An 18,997-nucleotide genomic window follows, 5' to 3' on the forward strand; every position below is an offset into this window, starting at 1 on the left:
CGGGTACTACAGCCCGTCCGCGGTGACGCCGCCGTCGATCCCGATTCCTATCTCCCCGTCGCACGGACCTACGCCGCAACTGCCTGAGCCGGAACTGCCGGGGCGTCCTCTGCCCGGTGTGCCCGGCATGGACGAGACGCGTCGGGCTCCGGGCCATTCAGGCACCCCGGCCGGTGGTCGGCCGCGGATGCGTGAGCGCGGTACCCCCACCCCTGGTTTGGACCGGCCGGCGGCCGAGCGTCCGGACGGTCGCTGGGACGGGCCCCTGCCCGGCTCGCGTCCGGCCGCGCCGCCGTTGTCCGGTACAGACGCGCCGCAGAACCGCGCCCCGGGTGGGCCGTACACGCCGGTGCCGCCGGGTTCGCTGCTGGGTGGCGGGCTCACCGAGCCTCGTTCCGGTGCAGGCGCTCCGGAGGACGATCCGTTCCCGTCGTCGCGTTCCCGTCGCGGCCCCGACAGTGGGGACTCAGGTGCTTTCCCGGGCGGGCGCCGTGGGCCAGGTACGGGCGACTCTGGTCCGTTCCCGTCCGCACGTTCTCGCCGTGGTCCCGACAGTGGCGACTCTGGCGCATTCCCGAGCGGACGTCGTGGGCCGGTAACCGGCGACTCGGGCCCCTTCCCCTCTGCTCGTGAAGACGTCACGCGGCGGGCACCGGGTAGCGGTGACTCGGGGCCGTTCCCGTCCGCACGTTCTCGTCGCGGTCCCGACAGTGGCGACTCGGGCGCATTCCCCGGTTCACGTCGTGGTCCGGACAGTGGCGATTCCGGCCCCTTCCCTGGCGCGCGCCGTGGGCCGGGTACGGGCGACTCTGGTCCGTTCCCGTCCGCACGTTCTCGTCGCGGTCCCGACAGCGGAGACTCGGGCCCGTTCCCCGGCGAACGTCGTGGGCCGGGTACGGGCGACTCCGGGCCGTTCCCCTCGTCCCGTGAAGACGTCACCCGTCGCGCGCCCGGCTCACGCCGTGGTCCGGACAGTGGAGACTCCGGGCCGTTCGCGCCGCGCGAGGGCTCACGCCGAGGCCCTGAGAGTGGAGACTCTGGTCCTTTCCCCGGTACACGCCGTGGTCCGGGGATCGGGGATCTTCCTGGCAGCCGTACCGCTTCCCCCGCCGACGGTTTCGAGCCGCCGCGGAGCCGTCGTTCCGCGCGCTCAGACGAGCGCGCTCCCGATGCCTCGCCTGCGCAGGGGCTGCTCGGACGCGATGCCGACGGCCCGGACTTCGCTCCTCGAGGGCGCTTCGGGCGCAACGTGGACATGCCACGCGGCGACCGGGACGACCGGATGGAGAAGGGTGAGCGCACCACGCCGGCTCCTGACCGCAGCGAGCGTGGTCTGCGCAGCCGTTCCGGTACCCCCGGCCACGGAAACACCGGCAGCCGCGGAAACACCGGCGGTCGCGGCATCAGTGGTGCTGGCAGTGGTGGCATCAGTGCCGGCAGCCCGAGCGGCAACCGTGGCGTAGGGCCGCGCCCTCCGGCCCAGGCGAACCCGCAGCAGAGCATGCGGCCGGTCAAGAAGACCTGGCGGGACTGGCGTCCCAACCAGATCGTCCTGCGCCGCAACCAGGTGCTCACTCTGGGGCTGGTCACCGCCCTGGTGATCCTGATCGCGGTGGCCGGGGTGTACAAGTCGATGACCGCCGAAGAGGCCCCGGTGCTGACCGGGGCGGATGTCACCACCCCGAAGGAGACCCAGAGCGCCGCCACCACCGTGCCGCTGAAGGGCCGGATGGGCGCCTTCACCCAGACCGACTCCGCCGCCTACGACGAGTTCGAGAAGTGGTGGGGGATGGACCTGACGTACGTCGTGGACTTCGGCGACCGCAAGACCTGGGAGCAGATCGCCAACCCGGCGCACGTGCTGGACACCTGGAACAAGGACAAGTACCGCCTCGTCCTCGGTGTGCCGATGCTGCCGGACGAACTCCTGGACGCCGGGATGGAGTCCTGGGACGAGGACGCCATGCCGGTCAAGAAGCGGGAGATGGCCAAGGGCGGCGACGGCGACTACGACCAGTACTTCACCGAGCTCGGCGAGAACCTGGTGGCGGCCGGCCAGGAGGACGCGATCCTGCGGGTCGGCTGGGAGATGAACATCGAGTCGTGGATGTGGGGCATCGACGACCCGAAGATCTACGTGAAGTACTACAAGCAGATCGTCGACACCATGCGCGAGGTGCCGGGCAACAAGTTCGAGTTCGACTGGAACGTCAACAACGGCTACAACCCGAACTCCGCCCCCGACTACTACCCGGGCGACAAGTACCTCGACTACGTCGGGGTGGACGTGTACGACCTGCACAAGGGCAACTACCCCTACCCGAAGAAGTGCTCGCAGGCCTGCCGGGAAGAGATGCAGACCGCCGCCTGGGAGCAGAACATCTTCGGTGGCCCGACCGGGCTGAGCTTCTGGACCACCTTCGCCGCCGAGCACGGCAAGCCGGTCTCGATCCCGGAGTGGGCGCTGTGGGACCGGGTGGACAACACCGGAGGCGCCGACAACCCGCTCTTCATCCAGTTCATGCACGACTACCTGACCCGGTCGCAGAACAACGTCGCCTACGCGAACTACTTCGAGGCCAACTCCGCCCAGGGCGACCACATGCTCACCGAGTCGTTCCCGAAGAGCGCCAAGGTGTTCAAGGAGCTCTTCTCCCCGAAGAAGTAGATCATCTGCGTCACGCGGAAATCACTGCGTGTCATCGTCGGCCGGGTCATCGCACCCGGCCGATGGTGTTTTGATCATGGCTTTACGTTTCTTAACGCTTACCCTGGGCAATCAGCGTTCCTGGCTGCTTCGATGCCCAAAAGGGCAGCGGCAGACACATGCGGTGACGGTGCATGCTTAAATTCGCATGAGCTTGGCCACAACGGGTGACCGGGCCGCCGGAACTGCCCTGAGCTGCGAAAACGCCGAGCGGGCGGGACTACCGAACGTGTCCGGACACGTAGCACACAAGGTGCCGGTTCCCATGACCCGGGTCACATTCCCCCGGTCACATTTTGATTACTCCCCGAATGGACGTAGTGTCTCGGTCGGCCCTTCACCCGAGGGGCTGGGCGACCGTCCTGCCGAGGTCCATCGGCGGCCGCCGGAGCAAATCAGATGGACGCCGGGGAACCATCCGGCACCGGGTCTCACCACCCGGGGCCACGGGGCGAAGCCGACTCAGCCGAGCCGGCCGGGCAACTTCCGCCCGAGCCCGTCAGCTCACCTGGTAGGCGAGGGAAGGACACATACCTCTTTGGAGAAATCGCGCGTTCGAAGATCCGTCATGCCGCTCGGCGCCGTGGTCACCGGAGCAGCGTTGACACTCACCGGAGGCATTCCGGCTCAGGCCGCCGACGGATCTGCCGGCGGCCAGGACGAGGCACTGAACACCGCCGCCCTGAAGACCGCCACCGTGAAGGTGAGCGACACCGAGACCGCGAAGATCACGCGAAAGGCCACTGCGAAGGCCAGCGCGCGGTACACCAAGAAGGTCAAGGCCACCGCCAGCGTCACGGCGTGGTCCACGCGGACGGCCAAGGCCACCCGCAGTGTCACGGTGACCACCAAGGCCACCGACTACAGCACCGCTCTGGCCGAGGCGAAGAAGCAGGCCAAGAAGAAGGCGCACGAGCGGGCCAAGTCCGCCGCCATCGCCGAGGCCAAGAAGCAGGCCGTCGCCAACTCCAAGAAGAAGGCCAAGCACCGGGCCGAGCAGAAGGCCGAGAAGCTGGCCTTCGACAAGTTCGGCAAGGAGGTCGTCGCCGACGCCGCGAAGCTCAAGGGCACGCCCTACAAGTGGGGCGGCACCACCCGCAGCGGTTTCGACTGCTCGGGCTACGTGGGCTACGTGATGCGCCAGTCCGGCGTCACGCACCTGAGCCGGACCTCGCACGCCATGCGCGGGGACACCAAGAAGATCTCCAAGCGGGCCAAGAAGAAGGGCGACCTGGTCTTCTTCGCCAACAGCGGGGGCAAGGTCTACCACGTCGGCATCTACGCCGGCTCGGGCAAGATCTGGCACTCCCCCGGCTCCGGCCGCAGCGTCACCAAGGCCGACATCTGGACTTCGAGCTACACCGTCGGGCGCGTCGCCTGATCCACTGAACGCCGGGGTCCAGCAGCTGGGCCCTGCTGCCCACAACCCCTCCGGTGGGCAGACGAAAGGCCGGGACTCCGACGAGTCCCGGCCTTTCGGTCGTTCGGGGAGCTGCTCAGATCAGACCGAGCTTGCGGACCGCCTCGCGCTCCTCGCCGAGCTCGGCGACCGAGGCGTCGATCCGGGCGCGGGAGAACTCGTCGACCTCCAGCCCCTGGACGATCTCCCACTTGCCACCGGCCGAGGTGACCGGGAAGGAGGAGATCAGGCCCTCGGGCACGCCGTACGAACCGTCGGACGGGATCGCGGCGGACGTCCAGTCGCCCTCCGGGGTGCCGTTGACCCAGTTGTAGACGTGGTCGACGGCGGCGGACGCGGCCGAGGCGGCCGAGGAGGCACCCCGCACGTCGATGATCTCGGCGCCGCGCTTGGCCACCCGGGGGATGAACTCGTCGGCCACCCAGGCCTGGTCGTTGATCGCCTCGGCGACGCTCTTGCCGTCCACCACCGCGTGCGTGATGTCCGGGTACTGGCTGGCCGAGTGGTTACCCCAGATCGCCACCTTGCTCAGGCTGGAGACCGGCACGCCGAGCTTGAGCGCGAGCTGGCCCAGGGCCCGGTTGTGGTCGAGCCGGGTCATCGCGGTGAAACGCTCGGCCGGCACGTCGGGGGCGTGCGACTGGGCGATCAGGGCGTTGGTGTTGGCCGGGTTGCCGACCACGAGCACCTTGATGTCGTCGGCCGCCCCGGCGTTGATCGCGGCGCCCTGCGGCTTGAAGATGCCGCCGTTGGCCTCGAGCAGGTCACCCCGCTCCATGCCCTTGGTGCGCGGTCGGGCGCCGACCAGCAGCGCCACGCTGGTGCCTTCGAAAGCCTTGATCGGGTCGTCGAAGACGTCCACACCGGCCAGGGCCGGGAAGGCGCAGTCGGTCAGCTCCAGGGCGGTGCCCTCGGCGGCCCGGACGGCCTGGGGGATCTCCAGGAGGCGCAGCCTGACCGGAACGTCGGCGCCCAGCAGCTGACCGGACGCGATCCGGAACAGCAGCGCATACCCGATCTGGCCGGCCGCGCCGGTGACGGTCACACTGACAGGGGACGAAGTCATGGGCATTCTTCTCTTCCTCGAGGGAGGGTCTTCTGCCTGCCCGGCCACCCTATCCAGGCAGTCACCAGGGATCTGCAGGGTGTCCGGACAGCTACGTCACACCAGGATTTCGCGCAGCGGCGCGGCGGGAGCGGCGCACGGCCAGAATCACCCGGTCCGGCCGGATCAGGACGGCGTCGAGATCATGGGAAACCAGCCAATGATGGACGTTGTGGTGCCCATGGGAGACGAGCGTGCGGGCGCGTAGTCGAGCGGCGAGCGCGACGATCCGGTCCGGCGCGGTGCGGTCTGCTTTGGCCTGGTCGGCCGTACCGGCATCGTGCTGGACGAGCAAGGTGAATCCTGGGCCGAGCAGATCGTCGAAGCGCTCGCCGGTCTCCGTTGCGAACTGCGGGACGAGGGCGCCCACCGGCGATCGTCCGGCTGCGAGAGGGCCCGAGCGCAGGGGTGGGCTGGTGCCGGCCAGGATGCGGTCGGTGAGGCGCGCGGAGCGGCCGGCAGCCCGTAGGAGCGGGGCCGGACGGGCGGCGACGGGTGAGGACATGATGGCGCCGGCGATGGCAGCCAGGCGGATGAGAGCGGTTGCGTGCGGACGTCTTTCGGCCTGGTAGGTGTCGAGCAGGTGGTCGTTGGCGGTGCCGTGCAGGACCATGGCCAGCTTCCAACTGAGGTTGGCGGCGTCGCGCAGGCCGGAGCCGAGACCTTGGCCGATGAAAGGTGGGGTGAGATGCGCGGCGTCACCGGCCAGGAAGACGCGGTGCCGGCGCCAGCGGTCGGCCACGGCGGCGTGGAAGGTGTATTCGGCGGTCCGCAGCACGTGGCGTGGCTGGGTGTCCGGGCTGGGTAGCTCGGTGTCCGGGCCGGGTGGCTCAGCGAGGCCCGCGTGGCTCGGCCCGCCATGCCCACCATCCGCGTGGCTTGGCTCGCTGTGCGCTCCGGTCCATGGCGCAAGTAACTCGTCCAGCCTTTCTGCCAACTGGCCGGCGGATTCACCGGGGCGCATGCGGAACTCCCAGCGCAACCGCCGTTCCCCCACCCGGAGGTAGGTGGCCGGGCGGGCCGGATCGCAGATCTGTTCCACACCGTCCCACGGTCGGGGCGGGGGCTCGCCGATGATGTCGGCCACGAACCAGGTTTGCTCGGCCGCAAGCTTTTTGAAGCGAGATCCGATGGCCGAACGCAGCACGCTGCCCGCTCCGTCGCAGCCGATGACTGCATCTGCCACAAGGACACCAGCGCCTGAGCAGTGGCCCTGATCATCGCCCAGAGCCCCGACCGTCCTGCCAGAAGCGCGATCCCAGCCATCGACGTCCCCCATGTGACCCGACCCACCGCTCAAGGTGGGCCGCGAAGCCTGCCAGTGCACGCGTCCGTTCGCGTCTACTCCGGTGACCGTCACCCCGCGACGCAGTTCCACCAGAGGCTCAGCCGAAACCGCCTTGAGCAACAGTGCTTCCAGGGTCGGCTGATCGAACAAGTTGGCCTGAGGATAGCCGTGCGCACCGACAGTCTTGGTGCGGCGGAACTCGGCCAGCACTTCGTGGCGGGCGTCCAAGAGGCGCAGACCGGCGGCGGGCCGGCTGTGCCGGAGAAAGGCCTCGGCGACCCCGGCGCGCTGCAGGATGCGGACGCACTCGTCGTCCAGGTGAACGGCTCGGGGCAGGGGGTAGGGCTGCCAGTGGCGTTCCAGCAGCAGCACCGGCACACCGTGGCGAGCCAGCAGCAGGGCGGTCACCGTCCCGACCGGGCCGGCACCCACGACGATGACCACGCATCGACGCTACCCCGCTTTTCGGTGATCCGCTCCGGCGTCGTGTTCCTGGAAGCAGATCTGGTTCCGGCCGTTCTGTTTGGCCTTGTAAAGCCCCTGATCAGCGCGAGACAACAGGGTTTCCACCGCCTCATCGTCCTCGAGCAGGAAGGTCATACCCACGCTGACGGTGACCTCCAGCGGCCCCGAGCGAGTGTGCACCGGCTTGTCCGCGATGCACGCCCGTAGCCGCTCCGGCAGCACACCGTCGGTCTGGGCCTCCTGCAGCAGCACCGCGAACTCCTCACCGCCGTAGCGGCCCAGCACGTCGACGCTGCGGATCTGCTCGCGGAACCGCGCGGCCACCGCCTTGATCACGTCGTCGCCGGTCGGATGGCCGTACGTGTCGTTGACCCGTTTGAAGTGGTCGATGTCGATCATCAGCGCGCTCAGCCCGCGGCCGTGCCGACGCGCTGCCGCCAGGTCCCGCCCGGCCAGCTCGAAGAAGTGCCGCCGGTTCGGGATGCCGGTCAGATCGTCGACCACCGCGAGGTTCTGCACCTGCTGGAACAACGTCGAGTTGTCGTAGGCGCTCATCCCTTGTGCGGCCAGAACCGCTGCGGTGGTGATGTTCTCGGACAATGCAGCGTGGCCGGTCGTGGCTACGAGCAGCACCCCCAGGTCGTTACGGCGCGAGCGCATGGGCACCCCGATCCACGAGCTGACCCCGCCGAGCTGCGCGGTCAGTCCGGCCGGGACCAGTTCCGGGCTGCCGACCCGGGGCTGGCGCAGAGCCATCAGACCCCGCAGTTTGGCGTCCTCCTCGATCCGCAGCGGCTGCTCGTCCTGCGCCGCCCAGAGCAGGAAGGCCTCCTCGTCCTGCGACAGCAACCACGCCCGGTCCGCCCCGAGCACCGGCCCGGTGGCCCTCAGCAGTTCCGACAGCAGCTGCTGGGGGTCGTCCAGCCGTTCGGCCATCTCCCGCAGGGCGTCCTGCAGGCTGACCGCCACCGCCCGTTCCCGGTTGGCGGTCTCCATGCTGATCTGCAGCTCGGCGATCCGGGCGGTCTCCATCGAGGTGGCGATGTGATTGGTCAGCGCCGAGAGGATGTCCACGTCGCCGGGGGTGAAAATGCCCTTGGCGACCTGACTGTCCAGGTAGACCACCCCGGTCATCCGGCCGTCCACCTTCATCGGCGCCGCCAGCACCGAACGCAGGCCGTGCGTCACCACGCTCTTGGTACCCAGCACGGCGCCCTGCTCGGTACCGGTGAACACCTGGGCCTGGCCGGTCTGGCGCACCCGGTCCACCAGGGTGGTGCTGTAACCGGTGAGTTCGGGGATATCGTTGCCGTCGGCGTCGCTGCCCAGGTAGGCCCGCAGCCCACCGGCCAGGCTGGCCTCCTCCTCATCCTCCGGCACCAGGAACAGGAAGGCGCGGTCGGCGGAGAGCAGCTTGATCGTCTCTTCCAGGGCGATCTGGGCCAGCACCCGCGGTTTGAGTTCCCGGGCCGCGGCCGCGCTGACGGTCTGCAGGGCTTTCAGGCGCTGCCGCTCGTGACCGGCCGAGTAGGTGCTGCTGGAGGAACTGGTGCTGACGCCGCCGTTGGAGATGCCGAGCCAGTCGGTGCCGAGGTCGAATTCGGCGCTGATCTGCTGGGCCCGGTGCGGCCAGCCCTCCCCCACGGCGATCGCGTAGGCGTGCTGGGCCTGCCGTCGCGCCTCGGGGGTACCCAGCATGGTCAGCGCCCGGGCGCGCACCCGCGCCACCTCGAACGACACCGTGGGCGCGTCCGGGGTGAGGAAAAGGCCGATGCCGGAGGAGAGCACAGCCAGAGCACTGCCCGGACGGCCCTCGGCCACCTCGAGATCGGCCCGCAGCAAGGTGGCCAGGGCCTCGAGTTCGGGAGCGCCCGGATGATGCCCCGCCTGACGCACGGCGTGCCGGGCCATTTCCAGCCGTGCTGGACGCTCGTCCTCCTCGGCGCTGCGCAACTGGGCCAGCCGGCCCACTGCGATCAGATAGAACATGGGATGATGGGCGCGGAAAACCTGCTCCGGATGCGGGTTGGTCTCCGCCACCTCGTCCGCCACGGTGTCGAACAGCTTGCCGAAGTCACGTTGCTCGGCCAGCTGGAACAGGGTGGCCAGCTGACGCTGCATGTCCAGGCTGGGCACCCGCTCGCAGATCTGGCGGATCTGCCGCAGCTCGGTCCCGGCCTCGGGGAAACGGCCCAGCAGGGAGAAGGTCATCGGGGCGGCCACGATGAACGGGGTGGCGTCCACGTTACGGCCGGTCTGCCGATTGCGGCCCCGGTCCAGCCAGTGCTGAGCCTCGGAGGTCCGGCCCATGATCACCGCGCGGGCGCTGAAAACCGATAGCGCATCCAGCTCCTGGCCCAGTTCCATCCAGGGGCCGTCGGCCTCGATCTCCTTGGTCCACTGCACACCGTCGTCCAGACCGCCACCGTACAGAGCCAGGCCGCGCAGGTACGAGTTGGCCGCGCGCTGGGTGGGCAGTTCGGAGACCGGGTCCTGATCCATCCGCCGGAACGCCCGGTAGGCGCTGCCCCGGCGGCCGTTGAACGCTGCGACCATCCCGTAACTGGCCTGAGCCATGACGTTTCCGGCGCCCGGACCCAGCTGGACAGCCCAGGTCCGGGCGCGGAGGGCATGGGCCAGGGCGAGAGTGTGGTCGCGGGCGAACAACGCCACGAACGAGGCAGTGGCGTGCAGTTGGATGGTGATCAGCATCCGCTGCCGGGCAGCTTCGTCCGACGCCACGCTCCGGAAGATCCGATCTCGGCTGAACCGCAGCCAGGAGGTGACGGCCAGGACGAGATGCGAACCGGGAAGCCGGATTCCGAGTTCGCCCAGGCCCAGCTGGACGGCTTCCAGCGAGGCGGCGTTGTCCCAGTCGTCCTTGTACAGGTCGGCCAGCAATGCGAACATCCCGGCCCGGCGCACCGGGTCCGGCTCCTGCGCGAGCGCCTGCTGGGTGCGGTTGCGAGCCGCCTCCAGCCGGCCGTTCTGCTTCAGGGCATGGGCCAGTTCGATCAGGAACGTGCCCGGTGGGGTGGCCTGCAGCCCGGCCGCGAACTCGAGGAAGTTGATCGCCTCGTTGGGCGCGTGGTTGGCCAGGGCCAGCCGGCCGGCCCGCCAGGACGCCTGGAAGATCTGCTCCAGCAGCTCGTCGCTGTCCGGGGAGCACTGCATGTAGTGATACGCCATCGCGTAAGCGTTTTCCGGCCGGGCGTTCCCGGGCGAGGCCTGTTCCAGGGCCTGGGCGATACGCAGGTGCATCGAGGCCAGTTCGTCCTCACCGAGCTGGGCCTGCAGGGCCTGGCGCACCCGGTCGTGCAGGAAGACGTAGGTTCCGGCGTCGCGGGTGTCGATCAGCCGCTGCCCCACGGCTTCGGACAGCGCCGGCAGCACCTCGTCGTCGGTCAGCCCCATCACCGTGGCCAGAGTCTGCCCCTGGAACTCGTTGCCCACCACCGCCGCCGTGACCAGCAGCTCGTAGGTGCCCGGAGCGAGGTTCTGCAGCCGGGTGAGGACCAGGCCCACCGCGTCCTGCGGCAGTTCCAGCCGGTCCAGGCCGTCCTCATCGAGTTTCCAGCTGCCCCAGGACGGTTCGAGCAGGCCGGCGTCGATGACCGCGCTCAGGTACTCGCCGGCCACGAACGGGTTGCCGTTGCTGCGCCGGGAGAGGATCTCGACCAGCCGAGAACCGGCCTCCAGCCCGGGAATCAGCGAGCGGATCTGCTGCCCGATGGTTTCCTCGTCCAGTTCGTGGACCGGGACCTCGACGTCGAGCGCCATTGCGGCCGAGCGGTAGAAGGCACCGAGCCCTTCGGTGTACTCGACCTCGTCCCGGCTGGCCGCGAGCACCAGCACCCGGCTGCCGGAGGAGACCTCGGCCAGATGCGAGACCACCAGGCCCGAGCCGGTGTCCAGCCACTGCACGTCGTCCAGGAACAGCAGCAGATCGCCGGACTCCCGGGCCAGCGCGGCCAGGAAACCCGCGATCGCCACCGCGAACTGGCTCTCGTTCACCGCCTCCGGTTCTTCGGCATCGGCCGGCGCCCGGCCATCGCGCCCGCGCCCACCCAGCCCGGAACGCTGAGTGAGGTTGTCCTTGCCCTTGAGCGTGTCCGAGCCGTTGAGGATCGCCTCCAGTCCGGGCGCGATCCGGCCCAGCATGGAGGGCGACCAGCCGGCCGAGGCCGCCCGGATCCTGGCCCGCCGACGCCAGCGCTCGCCTACCGGCATCCGGGCGATCTCCTGCAGGTAGTTCAGCACCGCATCGCGGATCGGGGCGAACGGCACCGGACTGTCGGGCACACAGTTGGCCTGCAGCACCAGGCTTCCCGAACCGCGCACCTGGTTCAGCAGCTCGGTCACCAGCCGGGTCTTGCCGGTGCCCCCGCCGCCGTGCACCAGCGCCACGCCGCTGCGGCCGTTGCGGACCTCGTTCCAGCGGCCGGAAAGGATGCTGAGCTCGGCGTTGCGGCCGAACAGCGGGGTTTCGCCGTTCGAGGCCAGAGCCTCGGCCCGGCGCGGCGCCCCGGTCAGGGCGCGCAGGTCGGCCGCCAGGTCCCGGCCGCTCTGGTAGCGGTCGTCCGGATCCTTGGCCAGCAGGGTCGCCACGATCTCGGCGAGCGCCGGTGGGATGCCCGGCACCAGCTTGGCCAGATCGGGAGCGGGCGTCACGGCATGCATGCGCAGCAGTTCGCCCAGGTCGGCGCTCTTGAACGGCAGCACCCCGGACAGCGCCTGGAACATGATGACGCCCAGGGAGTACAGGTCCGAGCGGCTGTCCACCGGCCGCTTCAGGGTGCCGCCCTGTTCCGGTGCGGCGTAGGCCAGCGTGCCCACCGCGGCCAGTTCCCCCTCGTCGTCCTGGTCGCGCGCGGTGAGCCCGAAGTCGATCAGCCGGGCCTCGCCCTCGGCCATCATGATCACGTTGGCCGGCTTCAGGTCGCGATGCACCAGGCCCCGGTCGTGCACGGCCGACAGCGGCTCGACGATGTCCAGGGTCAGCGCGACCACCTTGCCCGCGCTCAGGGCGCCGCCTTCCAGCACCGCCGACAGCGCCCGGCCGGAGACCAGGTCCATCACCAGGTAGGGCCGGCGTTCCAGGGCCCCGACCTCGTAGACCTTGAGCAGGCCGGGATGGTTCACCCCGGCCAGCAGGGCGGCCTCCCGCCGGAAGGCCACCTCGGCCTCGTGCGAGTCGGCCAGCGGTTTGTCCAGGATCTTCAGCGCGTACTCGTGCTCCGGGTCCTCGGCCCGGCGCACCTTGAACACCGTGCTCTGCGCCCCGCGCCCCAGTTCGCCGAGGATCTCGAACCCGGCGAGCAGCCGGCCGTGACCGGGTGCCCGGCTGGCGGGCACCCTCGGGCTCGCGCTCGCGCCGGCCTGCGGCGGCGAGGCCCGACGGCTGGAAGTCACACCCTCTTGTCGGCCCGCAGGCACCGGGCCCTGAGGAAATACGGACGTTCCCCCCGGTGATCCGGAGCTCGTCCGCCCACGGCGAACCCGGAACTAAGTAATCAAGTAATCGCGGTTGAGGCAGCCATGACCACGCAGACCTATCCCGTGATGTTCCTTGATGACGTAGTCGTCCTGCCGGGCATGGCCCTGCCGGTCGAACTCACTGCGCAGGCCCAGCAGACCATCGACGCCGCCCGGGCCGCTCGGGGGAACGACACGAAGACGCCCCTGCAGGTGCTCGTCGTACCCCGGATCGACGGCCGGACCGGCATGATCGGTTCCATCGCCCAGGTGATCCAGCTGGGTCGACTGCCCAGCGGTGAGCCCGCCGCCGTGCTGCGCGCCGACCGCCGGGCCCGGATCGGGCAGGGCGTGGTCGGGACCGGCGCCGCGCTCTGGGTGGAGGCCGAGCCTCTGGAGCACCCCGCGGCTGCTTCTGGGCGGGTCAAGGAGAAGGCCGGCGAGTTCAAGCAGGTCCTGACCAGCATCCTGCAGCAGCGCAACAACTGGCAGGTGCTGGACGCGGTGCAGCGGATGACCGATCCGTCCGAGCTGGCCGATGTCGCCGGATACGCCACCTGGATCGAGCCCGCCGAGAAGGTCACCCTCCTGGAGACCTTGGACGTGGAGCAGCGGCTGGACTTCCTCCTGGAGCGCGGCCGGGCTCACCTGGCCGAGATGGAAGTTACGGACAAGATCCGCGAGGACGTCCAGGAGGGCATGGAGAAGACGCAGCGCGAGTACCTGCTGCGCCAGCAACTCGCGGCCATCCGTAAGGAACTGGGCGAAGAGGACGCCGGCGGCACCGGGGACTACCGCACGCGGATCGAGGCGGCGGATCTGCCCGAGAAGGTGCGCACCGCGGCGCTGGCCGAGGTGGACAAGCTGGAGCGGGGGTCGGACCAGTCGCCGGAGGCGGGCTGGATCCGGACGTGGCTGGACACCGTGCTGGACCTGCCCTGGAACGAGCGCACCGTGGACAGCACCGACATCCGGCACGCACGCGAGGTTCTGGACTCGGACCACACCGGGCTGGACGACGTGAAGGAACGGATCGTCGAGCACCTCGCTGTGCGCGCCCGTCGGGCTGCACGCGGTCTGGAGGTTGTCGGGGGTCGCGGGTCGGGCGCGGTGCTGGCTTTGGTCGGTCCGCCCGGGGTAGGCAAAACCTCGCTGGGTGAGTCGATTGCCCGCTCCCTGAACCGGAAGTTCGTACGGGTGGCGTTGGGCGGTGTGCGCGACGAGGCCGAGATCCGTGGGCACCGGCGTACTTACGTAGGGGCTTTGCCGGGGCGGCTGGTGCGGGCGCTCCAGGAGGCCGGAACCATGAACCCGGTGGTGCTGCTGGACGAGATCGACAAGGTGGGGTCCGACTTCCGGGGAGACCCGGCGGCGGCGTTGCTCGAGGTGCTGGACCCCGCGCAGAACCACACCTTCCGGGACCACTACCTGGACCTGGATCTGGACCTGTCCGACGTGGTCTTCCTGGCCACGGCGAACGTACTGGAGACGATTCCCTCGGCGCTGCTGGACCGCATGGAGGTTGTGCGGCTGGACGGGTACACCGAGCGTGAGAAGGTCTCGATCGCGCGGGATCACCTGCTGCCGCGGCAGTTGGAGCGGGCGGGGTTGACCGACGCTGAGGTGCGGATCGAGGACGAGGCGCTGCGACTGGTGGCGGCGGAACACACGCACGAGGCGGGGGTACGGCAGCTGGAGCGGGCGTTGGCGCGGATTCTCCGTAAGGTCACGACCGAATTGGAGGACGGGGTGGTTTCCTCGGGTGCCGAGGGTTCGGCTCCGGTGGTGGTGGCCCAGGAAGATGTGACCAAGTACCTGGGCAGGCCACGGTTCACCCCGGAATCGGCGGAGCGCACGGCGGTTCCGGGCGTGGCCACCGGCCTGGCGGTGACCGGGGCCGGCGGTGACGTGCTGTTCGTCGAGGCGGCCGCGATGGAGAGCGAGCACGGTGGGCTGGAACTCACCGGGCAACTGGGCGACGTGATGAAGGAGTCCGCCCAGATCGCCCTGAGCTACCTGCGGGCCAACGCCGAACGGCTGGGGGTGCCGATCGAGGACCTCACGCACCGCCGGGTCCACGTGCACTTCCCGGCGGGCGCGGTGCCGAAGGACGGTCCTTCGGCCGGTGTCACCCTGACCACCGCGCTGGCCTCGCTGCTGACCGGCCGGCTGGTGCGCGCCGAGATCGGGATGACCGGTGAGGTGTCGCTGACCGGCCGGGTCCTGCCGATCGGCGGGGTCAAGCAGAAGCTGCTGGCTGCGCACCGGGCCGGCCTGACCGAAGTGATCATCCCGGCCCGCAACGGCCCTGACCTGGACGACCTGCCCGAGGACGTGCTCGCCCAGCTCACCGTGCACCAGGTCAGCGACGTGGCCGACGTGCTCCGAATCGCCCTGGAGCCCGCCGCCGGCGCTGCCACCAAGGCGGCCTAGGGAGGTTTAGGCGGCAAGGCAGCCCGCATGGCGGCGACCTGAGCAAGGACGTCACCGTGCGGGTGCCTGCGTCGTACCCCAGCGCCGAAGCCGCCCCGCCTCATGGCGCCATCAGGTCAGAACTGCTTCTCCTTGTTGCAGGTGACCAGTTGGTTCACGCAGCTCTTGACCAGGTCGGCCATGGTCTTGGTGTCCCAGGCGAAGAACGCGTCGCCGTGCATCGAGGAGGGCATCCCGCTGGCCAGCTCGAAACCGGCCTTGGTGCCCTCGGTGTCGTAGTTGATCACGAAGGTGACGGCCGGGATCCGGACCGGGAACTCCTCCGGGCAGGTGCCCGCGGCCCCGTAGCTGACGTGCGACTTGTGGTCCGGGCTGTCCAGGTTCTGGCCGTCCCAGCAGTCCGGGAAGCGCATCAGGAAGTGCAGCGCGGCGTCGTCCTGGCAGACCGGCCAGTTGCCGTCGTCGCTGCGGGTGGTGCCGTCGACCGGGCCCCCGGCGCACCAGAACTGGTTCTGCGCACCGGCCGGGGTGGGCGTCTGCTTCTTGGCGTCACCGACCAGCATCCGCATGCCGTTGGGCATCGGCACGGTCCTGGTCTTGTCCTCCAGCAGCGAGCCGTAGTAGACGATCATCTCCTTCGGCTCCACCTCCTTCCCGGTGCTCTTGTCGGTGAGGGTCGGGATCCAGTACGCCGAGTGGTCCTCGACCGGCTGGCAGGTGGTGGTTGCCGACTGCATCAGGTCGTCGGTGTCGGTGTTCGCGTCGGTGACCGCGTTGCCCATGAACGAGTGCAGGTGGGAGGCGCCGCTCTGGCCGGGGAACACGATCGGGTCGTTCTTGCCGGAGTGGCTGTAGGTGCAGGTGGCGTTGAACTCGGGGTTCTTCTTGGCGGTGGCCGGGGGTGTGCGCGGCTTGAGCGCCTCGAACTCGGCGAGCTGGGCCTGCCAGGCGGCCTGGTCAACCGGGAGCCAGTCGCCCGCCGGAACCGTCATCGAGCCGTCCGGGGCGATGGTGTGCCCGGGCATGGTCGGCGTTCCGGCGACTGAGTGGTGGCTGTTCTTGGGCAGCTGGGCCGAGGCGCCGGGGCCGACGCCGAGCGCGATCGCCGCCGTCACCCCCAGGACCGAGGCTGTGGCCAGGGCGATCGCCGGGCGTAGCAGACGAGGTCGGTACACGAGATGACTCCTTCAGGGTGGGTGCCGCTCGGTAGGCACGGAGCAAATCGCGGGAACCTGGTTCGGCCGTAGGCCCAAAGTCCTAATCCGGAGGCGGTGCCGGTCCTGGCGAGTTGGTACCTTCACCCGCGACGGCACGGGCAAAAGGTAAGGACGAGGTGGACGCGCTTTCCCAGCATCGGGTGCAGCAGATCGTCGCCGTCGCCCTCAGCCGCACCGTGCTGCTCACCCGGGCCGTCGTCTGCCTGACCACCGCCATCGTCGGCCTCCTGGTGCAGACCGACGGCATACGGTCGGCCGCACTGATCGTCGTCCTGCTGATCAGCACCGCTGCCGGGGTTGCCGCTCTACCCCGCTGGCCCACTCTGGTGCGTTCGCCTGTCCCCCTGCTGACCGCAGACGCCGTCCTGGTGATGGTCGTGCTGGCGCTGAGCAAAGGCGGCATGACCTACTTCGTTTTCGCCGCCGGGGCAGCCGCCCTGGCCGGAGCAGCTCTGGGCTTCGCCGCGATACCCCTGTGGACCGCCCAGACCGTGCAGGGGCTGGTGGTGTGCGCTGTGCTGCTCGACAACGAGGAGGTGCCTGCGGCCCTGGCCGGCTTTCTGCTGGCGGCGCCGCCGGCCGCGGTACTGGCGGGCATCGGTACGGTACTGGCCAAACGCGTTCTTACCCGGCAAATGAGCCAGACCGTAGAGCTGATCACCGACGCCCAGCGTTCCGCGGCCGCCGCCGAGCGCGCCCGGCTGGCCCGCGAACTGCACGACTCGGTAGCCAAGACGCTGCGGGCGATGTCTCTGGCCGCCGTCGCTCTGCCCGGCTCGCTCCGGCGCCAGCCTGCGCTGGCCGAGCAGCTGGCCGATGTGATCTCGCAGGGGGCGACCGCAGCCTCCCAGGAGGCCCGGCAACTCATCGAGGGCATGCGCCTGGACGCCCCGGAAGAAGACTTCGCCACCACGCTGCGGCGGGTGTGCGCGCTCTGGTCAGCCGAGACCGGGATCAGCGCCACCGCCACCGTGGCGCCGGTGGAACCGCCGGTGGCCGTGCGCTACGAGCTCACCCGGATCGTCGGCGAGGCACTGGTCAACGTTCACCGGCACGCCGCTGCCACCCGGGTCGGGGTGACCGTGACCGAGCGTGGCCGGGGCGTGATCCTGACCGTCCGGGACAACGGCCGCGGGTTCGACGTGCCCTACGAGGCTGACCTCGCGGCTCTTCAGCATCGGGGGCACGCCGGTATTGTCGGCATGATGGAACGGGCGCGCACGATCGGTGGAACGCTCACTGTGGAGTCCGAGCCCGGCCTGGGCACGCTGATCCGGGTCCGGGTGCCGGTGCTGTGACTTCTGGTGAGGGTATGGACACGGTGGCCTGGCTGAAGGCCGGTGCGGTCCCCGCCGCCGAGGCGCAGCCGGGCCGGATCACCGTGCTCCTGGTCGACGACAACGCCACCATCCGCGCCACCCTGCGCCCGCTGCTGGAGTCCGACCCGCAGATCAGCGTGGTGGGCGAGGCCGGCAACGGCGCGGCCGGGCTGGCCGAGGCCCGGCGGCTGCGGCCCCGGGTGACGATCCTGGACTACCAGATGCCGGTGGCCGACGGCCTTTCCGTAGTCGAGGCGATCGCCGAGCACAGCAGTGTGCTGGTGCTGACCAGTCACGACAGCGAGGAGATCATCGCCCCGATGCTGCGCGGCGGCGCCCGGGGGTACCTGGTGTACGGCCGGTTCGACCCGGCCGACCTGGTCAGCGCGGTGCGGGCGGTAGCGGCCGGATCGGGCTGGCTGATCCCGGCGGCGGCCTCGGTGGCCACCGGAGCGGTGCGCGATGCGTACGCCCGCGAGCGCGCGGCCGGGGCCCGGCACGGCAATCTGCGGCGTACCCGGCGGGCGTTCGGGCTCAGCGAGCGGGAGATCGAGGTGCTGGAGCTGGTCGGCGACGGCCTGTCCAACGCCGCGATCGCCCAGCAGCTCAGGCTTTCCGAGAAGACCGTGAAGAACCACCTGAGCAAGGTGTTCGGCAAGCTGGACGTGACCAGCCGGACCGAGGCCCTGGCCCGCTGGCACGGCTGGCGCTGAGCCGATGACCTCCCGTTCACGGACTGCCTCCTCCCCCTGGCTGGGCATCGGTCTGCTCTCGCTGGTGGTGGCCGGTTCCTCGCTCGCGGTGCCGCGGGTGCTGCCCACCAGGACTTCCGGCGACGCCCCTACCCAAACCGTCGCCGCCCCCACGTCCACCCCGGCGCCCGAGGCGAGCACCCCGTCTTCTGTTTCGACGGCGACCACCACCGTCGCCGCGCCGACCACCACCCAGGCACCCACGCAGACGCCCACGCCCTCTGCCACCCCAACGACCAAAAAGCCCAGACCGAAGCCCACTTTCGAGCCACTGACGATCAATCCGTGGGCCAAGATCCACGATAGCTCAGGGATCGAGGTGACCGAGTGCCCGCTGTGCGTCTCGGGCAAGCGGGTGCAGTATCTGGGCCAGGGGCACTACGTGATCGTCCGGCTGAAGGACGTCGAAGTGCCCGGGAAACGCACCATGACGGTGATTTACACCTGCGCCTGCGACGACGAGCCGCGCGAGCTCGATGTCATGGTGAACTCCGACCCGGTGCGGACGGTTGCCCTGAAAGGGGCCCGCAGCTGGGACAGCCCGGACCGGACCACGATGCGGATCACGCTGGCCAAGGGCGAGAACGTGATCCGGTTCTTCAACCAGGAAGCACCAGCGCCGGACCTCGACCAGATCCTGATCCGTTAGATCCGGCATTCGGGCCTGGGAGGATGGCGCCATGCGGATCGGTGAGCAGGTACGGCCCCAGAGCCGTCTGGATGCGGTGGACGACCTACGGAGGGCCGGGTCCTGAGCCTGCTCGCCACCGCTGAGAAGGCACTGGAGAACCAGCTCCCGATCAGCGCGACGATCCC

At 69.7% G+C, this 18,997-nt stretch carries 10 protein-coding genes and 1 riboswitch; of the genes, 6 read left to right on the plus strand and 4 right to left on the minus strand.

Going from position 1 to position 18,997, the window contains the following annotated elements; genetic code table 11:
• The first annotated feature begins 1,255 nt into the window (after positions 1-1,255).
• Both LR394_RS15025 and LR394_RS15030 read left to right on the plus strand, forming a co-directional pair.
• A complete protein-coding gene (locus LR394_RS15025; protein ID WP_231442674.1) occupies positions 1,256-2,668 on the plus strand; it encodes a glycoside hydrolase family 26 protein in 1,413 nt (470 codons plus the stop codon).
• Between the two features lie 412 nt (positions 2,669-3,080).
• A riboswitch (cyclic di-AMP (ydaO/yuaA leader) is annotated at positions 3,081-3,240 on the plus strand.
• A 35-nt stretch (positions 3,241-3,275) separates the two neighbouring features.
• A complete protein-coding gene (locus LR394_RS15030; protein WP_231442203.1) occupies positions 3,276-4,088 on the plus strand; it encodes a C40 family peptidase in 813 nt (270 codons plus the stop codon).
• 115 nt (positions 4,089-4,203) lie between these two features.
• Here the strand turns inward: LR394_RS15030 and LR394_RS15035 are convergent, their stop codons facing one another.
• The 3 genes from LR394_RS15035 to LR394_RS15045 all read right to left on the minus strand — a co-directional run bounded on the left by LR394_RS15035 (position 4,204) and on the right by LR394_RS15045 (position 12,397).
• A complete protein-coding gene (locus LR394_RS15035) occupies positions 4,204-5,193 on the minus strand; it encodes a malate dehydrogenase (RefSeq protein ID WP_231442205.1) in 990 nt (329 codons plus the stop codon).
• Between the two features lie 91 nt (positions 5,194-5,284).
• Positions 5,285-6,964, minus strand: coding sequence for an FAD-dependent monooxygenase (locus LR394_RS42965; protein ID WP_231442207.1), 1,680 nt, complete (start codon positions 6,962-6,964; stop codon positions 5,285-5,287).
• A gap of 9 nt (positions 6,965-6,973) precedes the next feature.
• Positions 6,974-12,397: a diguanylate cyclase gene (locus tag LR394_RS15045; protein WP_231442208.1), complete on the minus strand. Its 5,424-nt coding sequence runs from the start codon at positions 12,395-12,397 to the stop codon at positions 6,974-6,976.
• A 126-nt stretch (positions 12,398-12,523) separates the two neighbouring features.
• Between LR394_RS15045 and lon the strand changes: the two genes are divergently transcribed.
• Positions 12,524-14,893, plus strand: coding sequence for an endopeptidase La (gene lon, locus LR394_RS15050; RefSeq protein ID WP_231442210.1), 2,370 nt, complete (start codon positions 12,524-12,526; stop codon positions 14,891-14,893).
• A gap of 116 nt (positions 14,894-15,009) precedes the next feature.
• Here the strand turns inward: lon and LR394_RS15055 are convergent, their stop codons facing one another.
• Positions 15,010-16,068, minus strand: coding sequence for a DUF1996 domain-containing protein (locus LR394_RS15055; protein ID WP_231442212.1), 1,059 nt, complete (start codon positions 16,066-16,068; stop codon positions 15,010-15,012).
• 158 nt (positions 16,069-16,226) lie between these two features.
• Here LR394_RS15055 and LR394_RS42970 point away from each other — a divergent pair, with 158 nt between their 5' ends.
• Genes LR394_RS42970 through LR394_RS15070 form a run of 3 tightly spaced genes read left to right on the plus strand, consistent with a single transcriptional unit; the run spans position 16,227 to position 18,830 of the window.
• A complete protein-coding gene (locus LR394_RS42970; protein ID WP_231442214.1) occupies positions 16,227-17,408 on the plus strand; it encodes a sensor histidine kinase in 1,182 nt (393 codons plus the stop codon).
• Entirely contained in the window at positions 17,405-18,142 is a 738-nt protein-coding gene (locus LR394_RS15065; protein ID WP_231442216.1) for a LuxR C-terminal-related transcriptional regulator, read from the plus strand. Before LR394_RS42970 ends, LR394_RS15065 begins: the two co-directional genes overlap by 4 nt.
• Positions 18,143-18,146: 4 nt before the next feature.
• On the plus strand, positions 18,147-18,830 hold the full coding sequence (locus LR394_RS15070) for a carbohydrate-binding protein (RefSeq protein WP_231442219.1): 684 nt from the start codon (positions 18,147-18,149) through the stop codon (positions 18,828-18,830).
• Positions 18,831-18,997 lie beyond the last annotated feature (167 nt).

Origin of the sequence: Kineosporia babensis (genome assembly GCF_021129305.1) — a bacterium.
Classification (GTDB): Bacteria; Actinomycetota; Actinomycetes; order Actinomycetales; family Kineosporiaceae; genus Kineosporia; species Kineosporia babensis.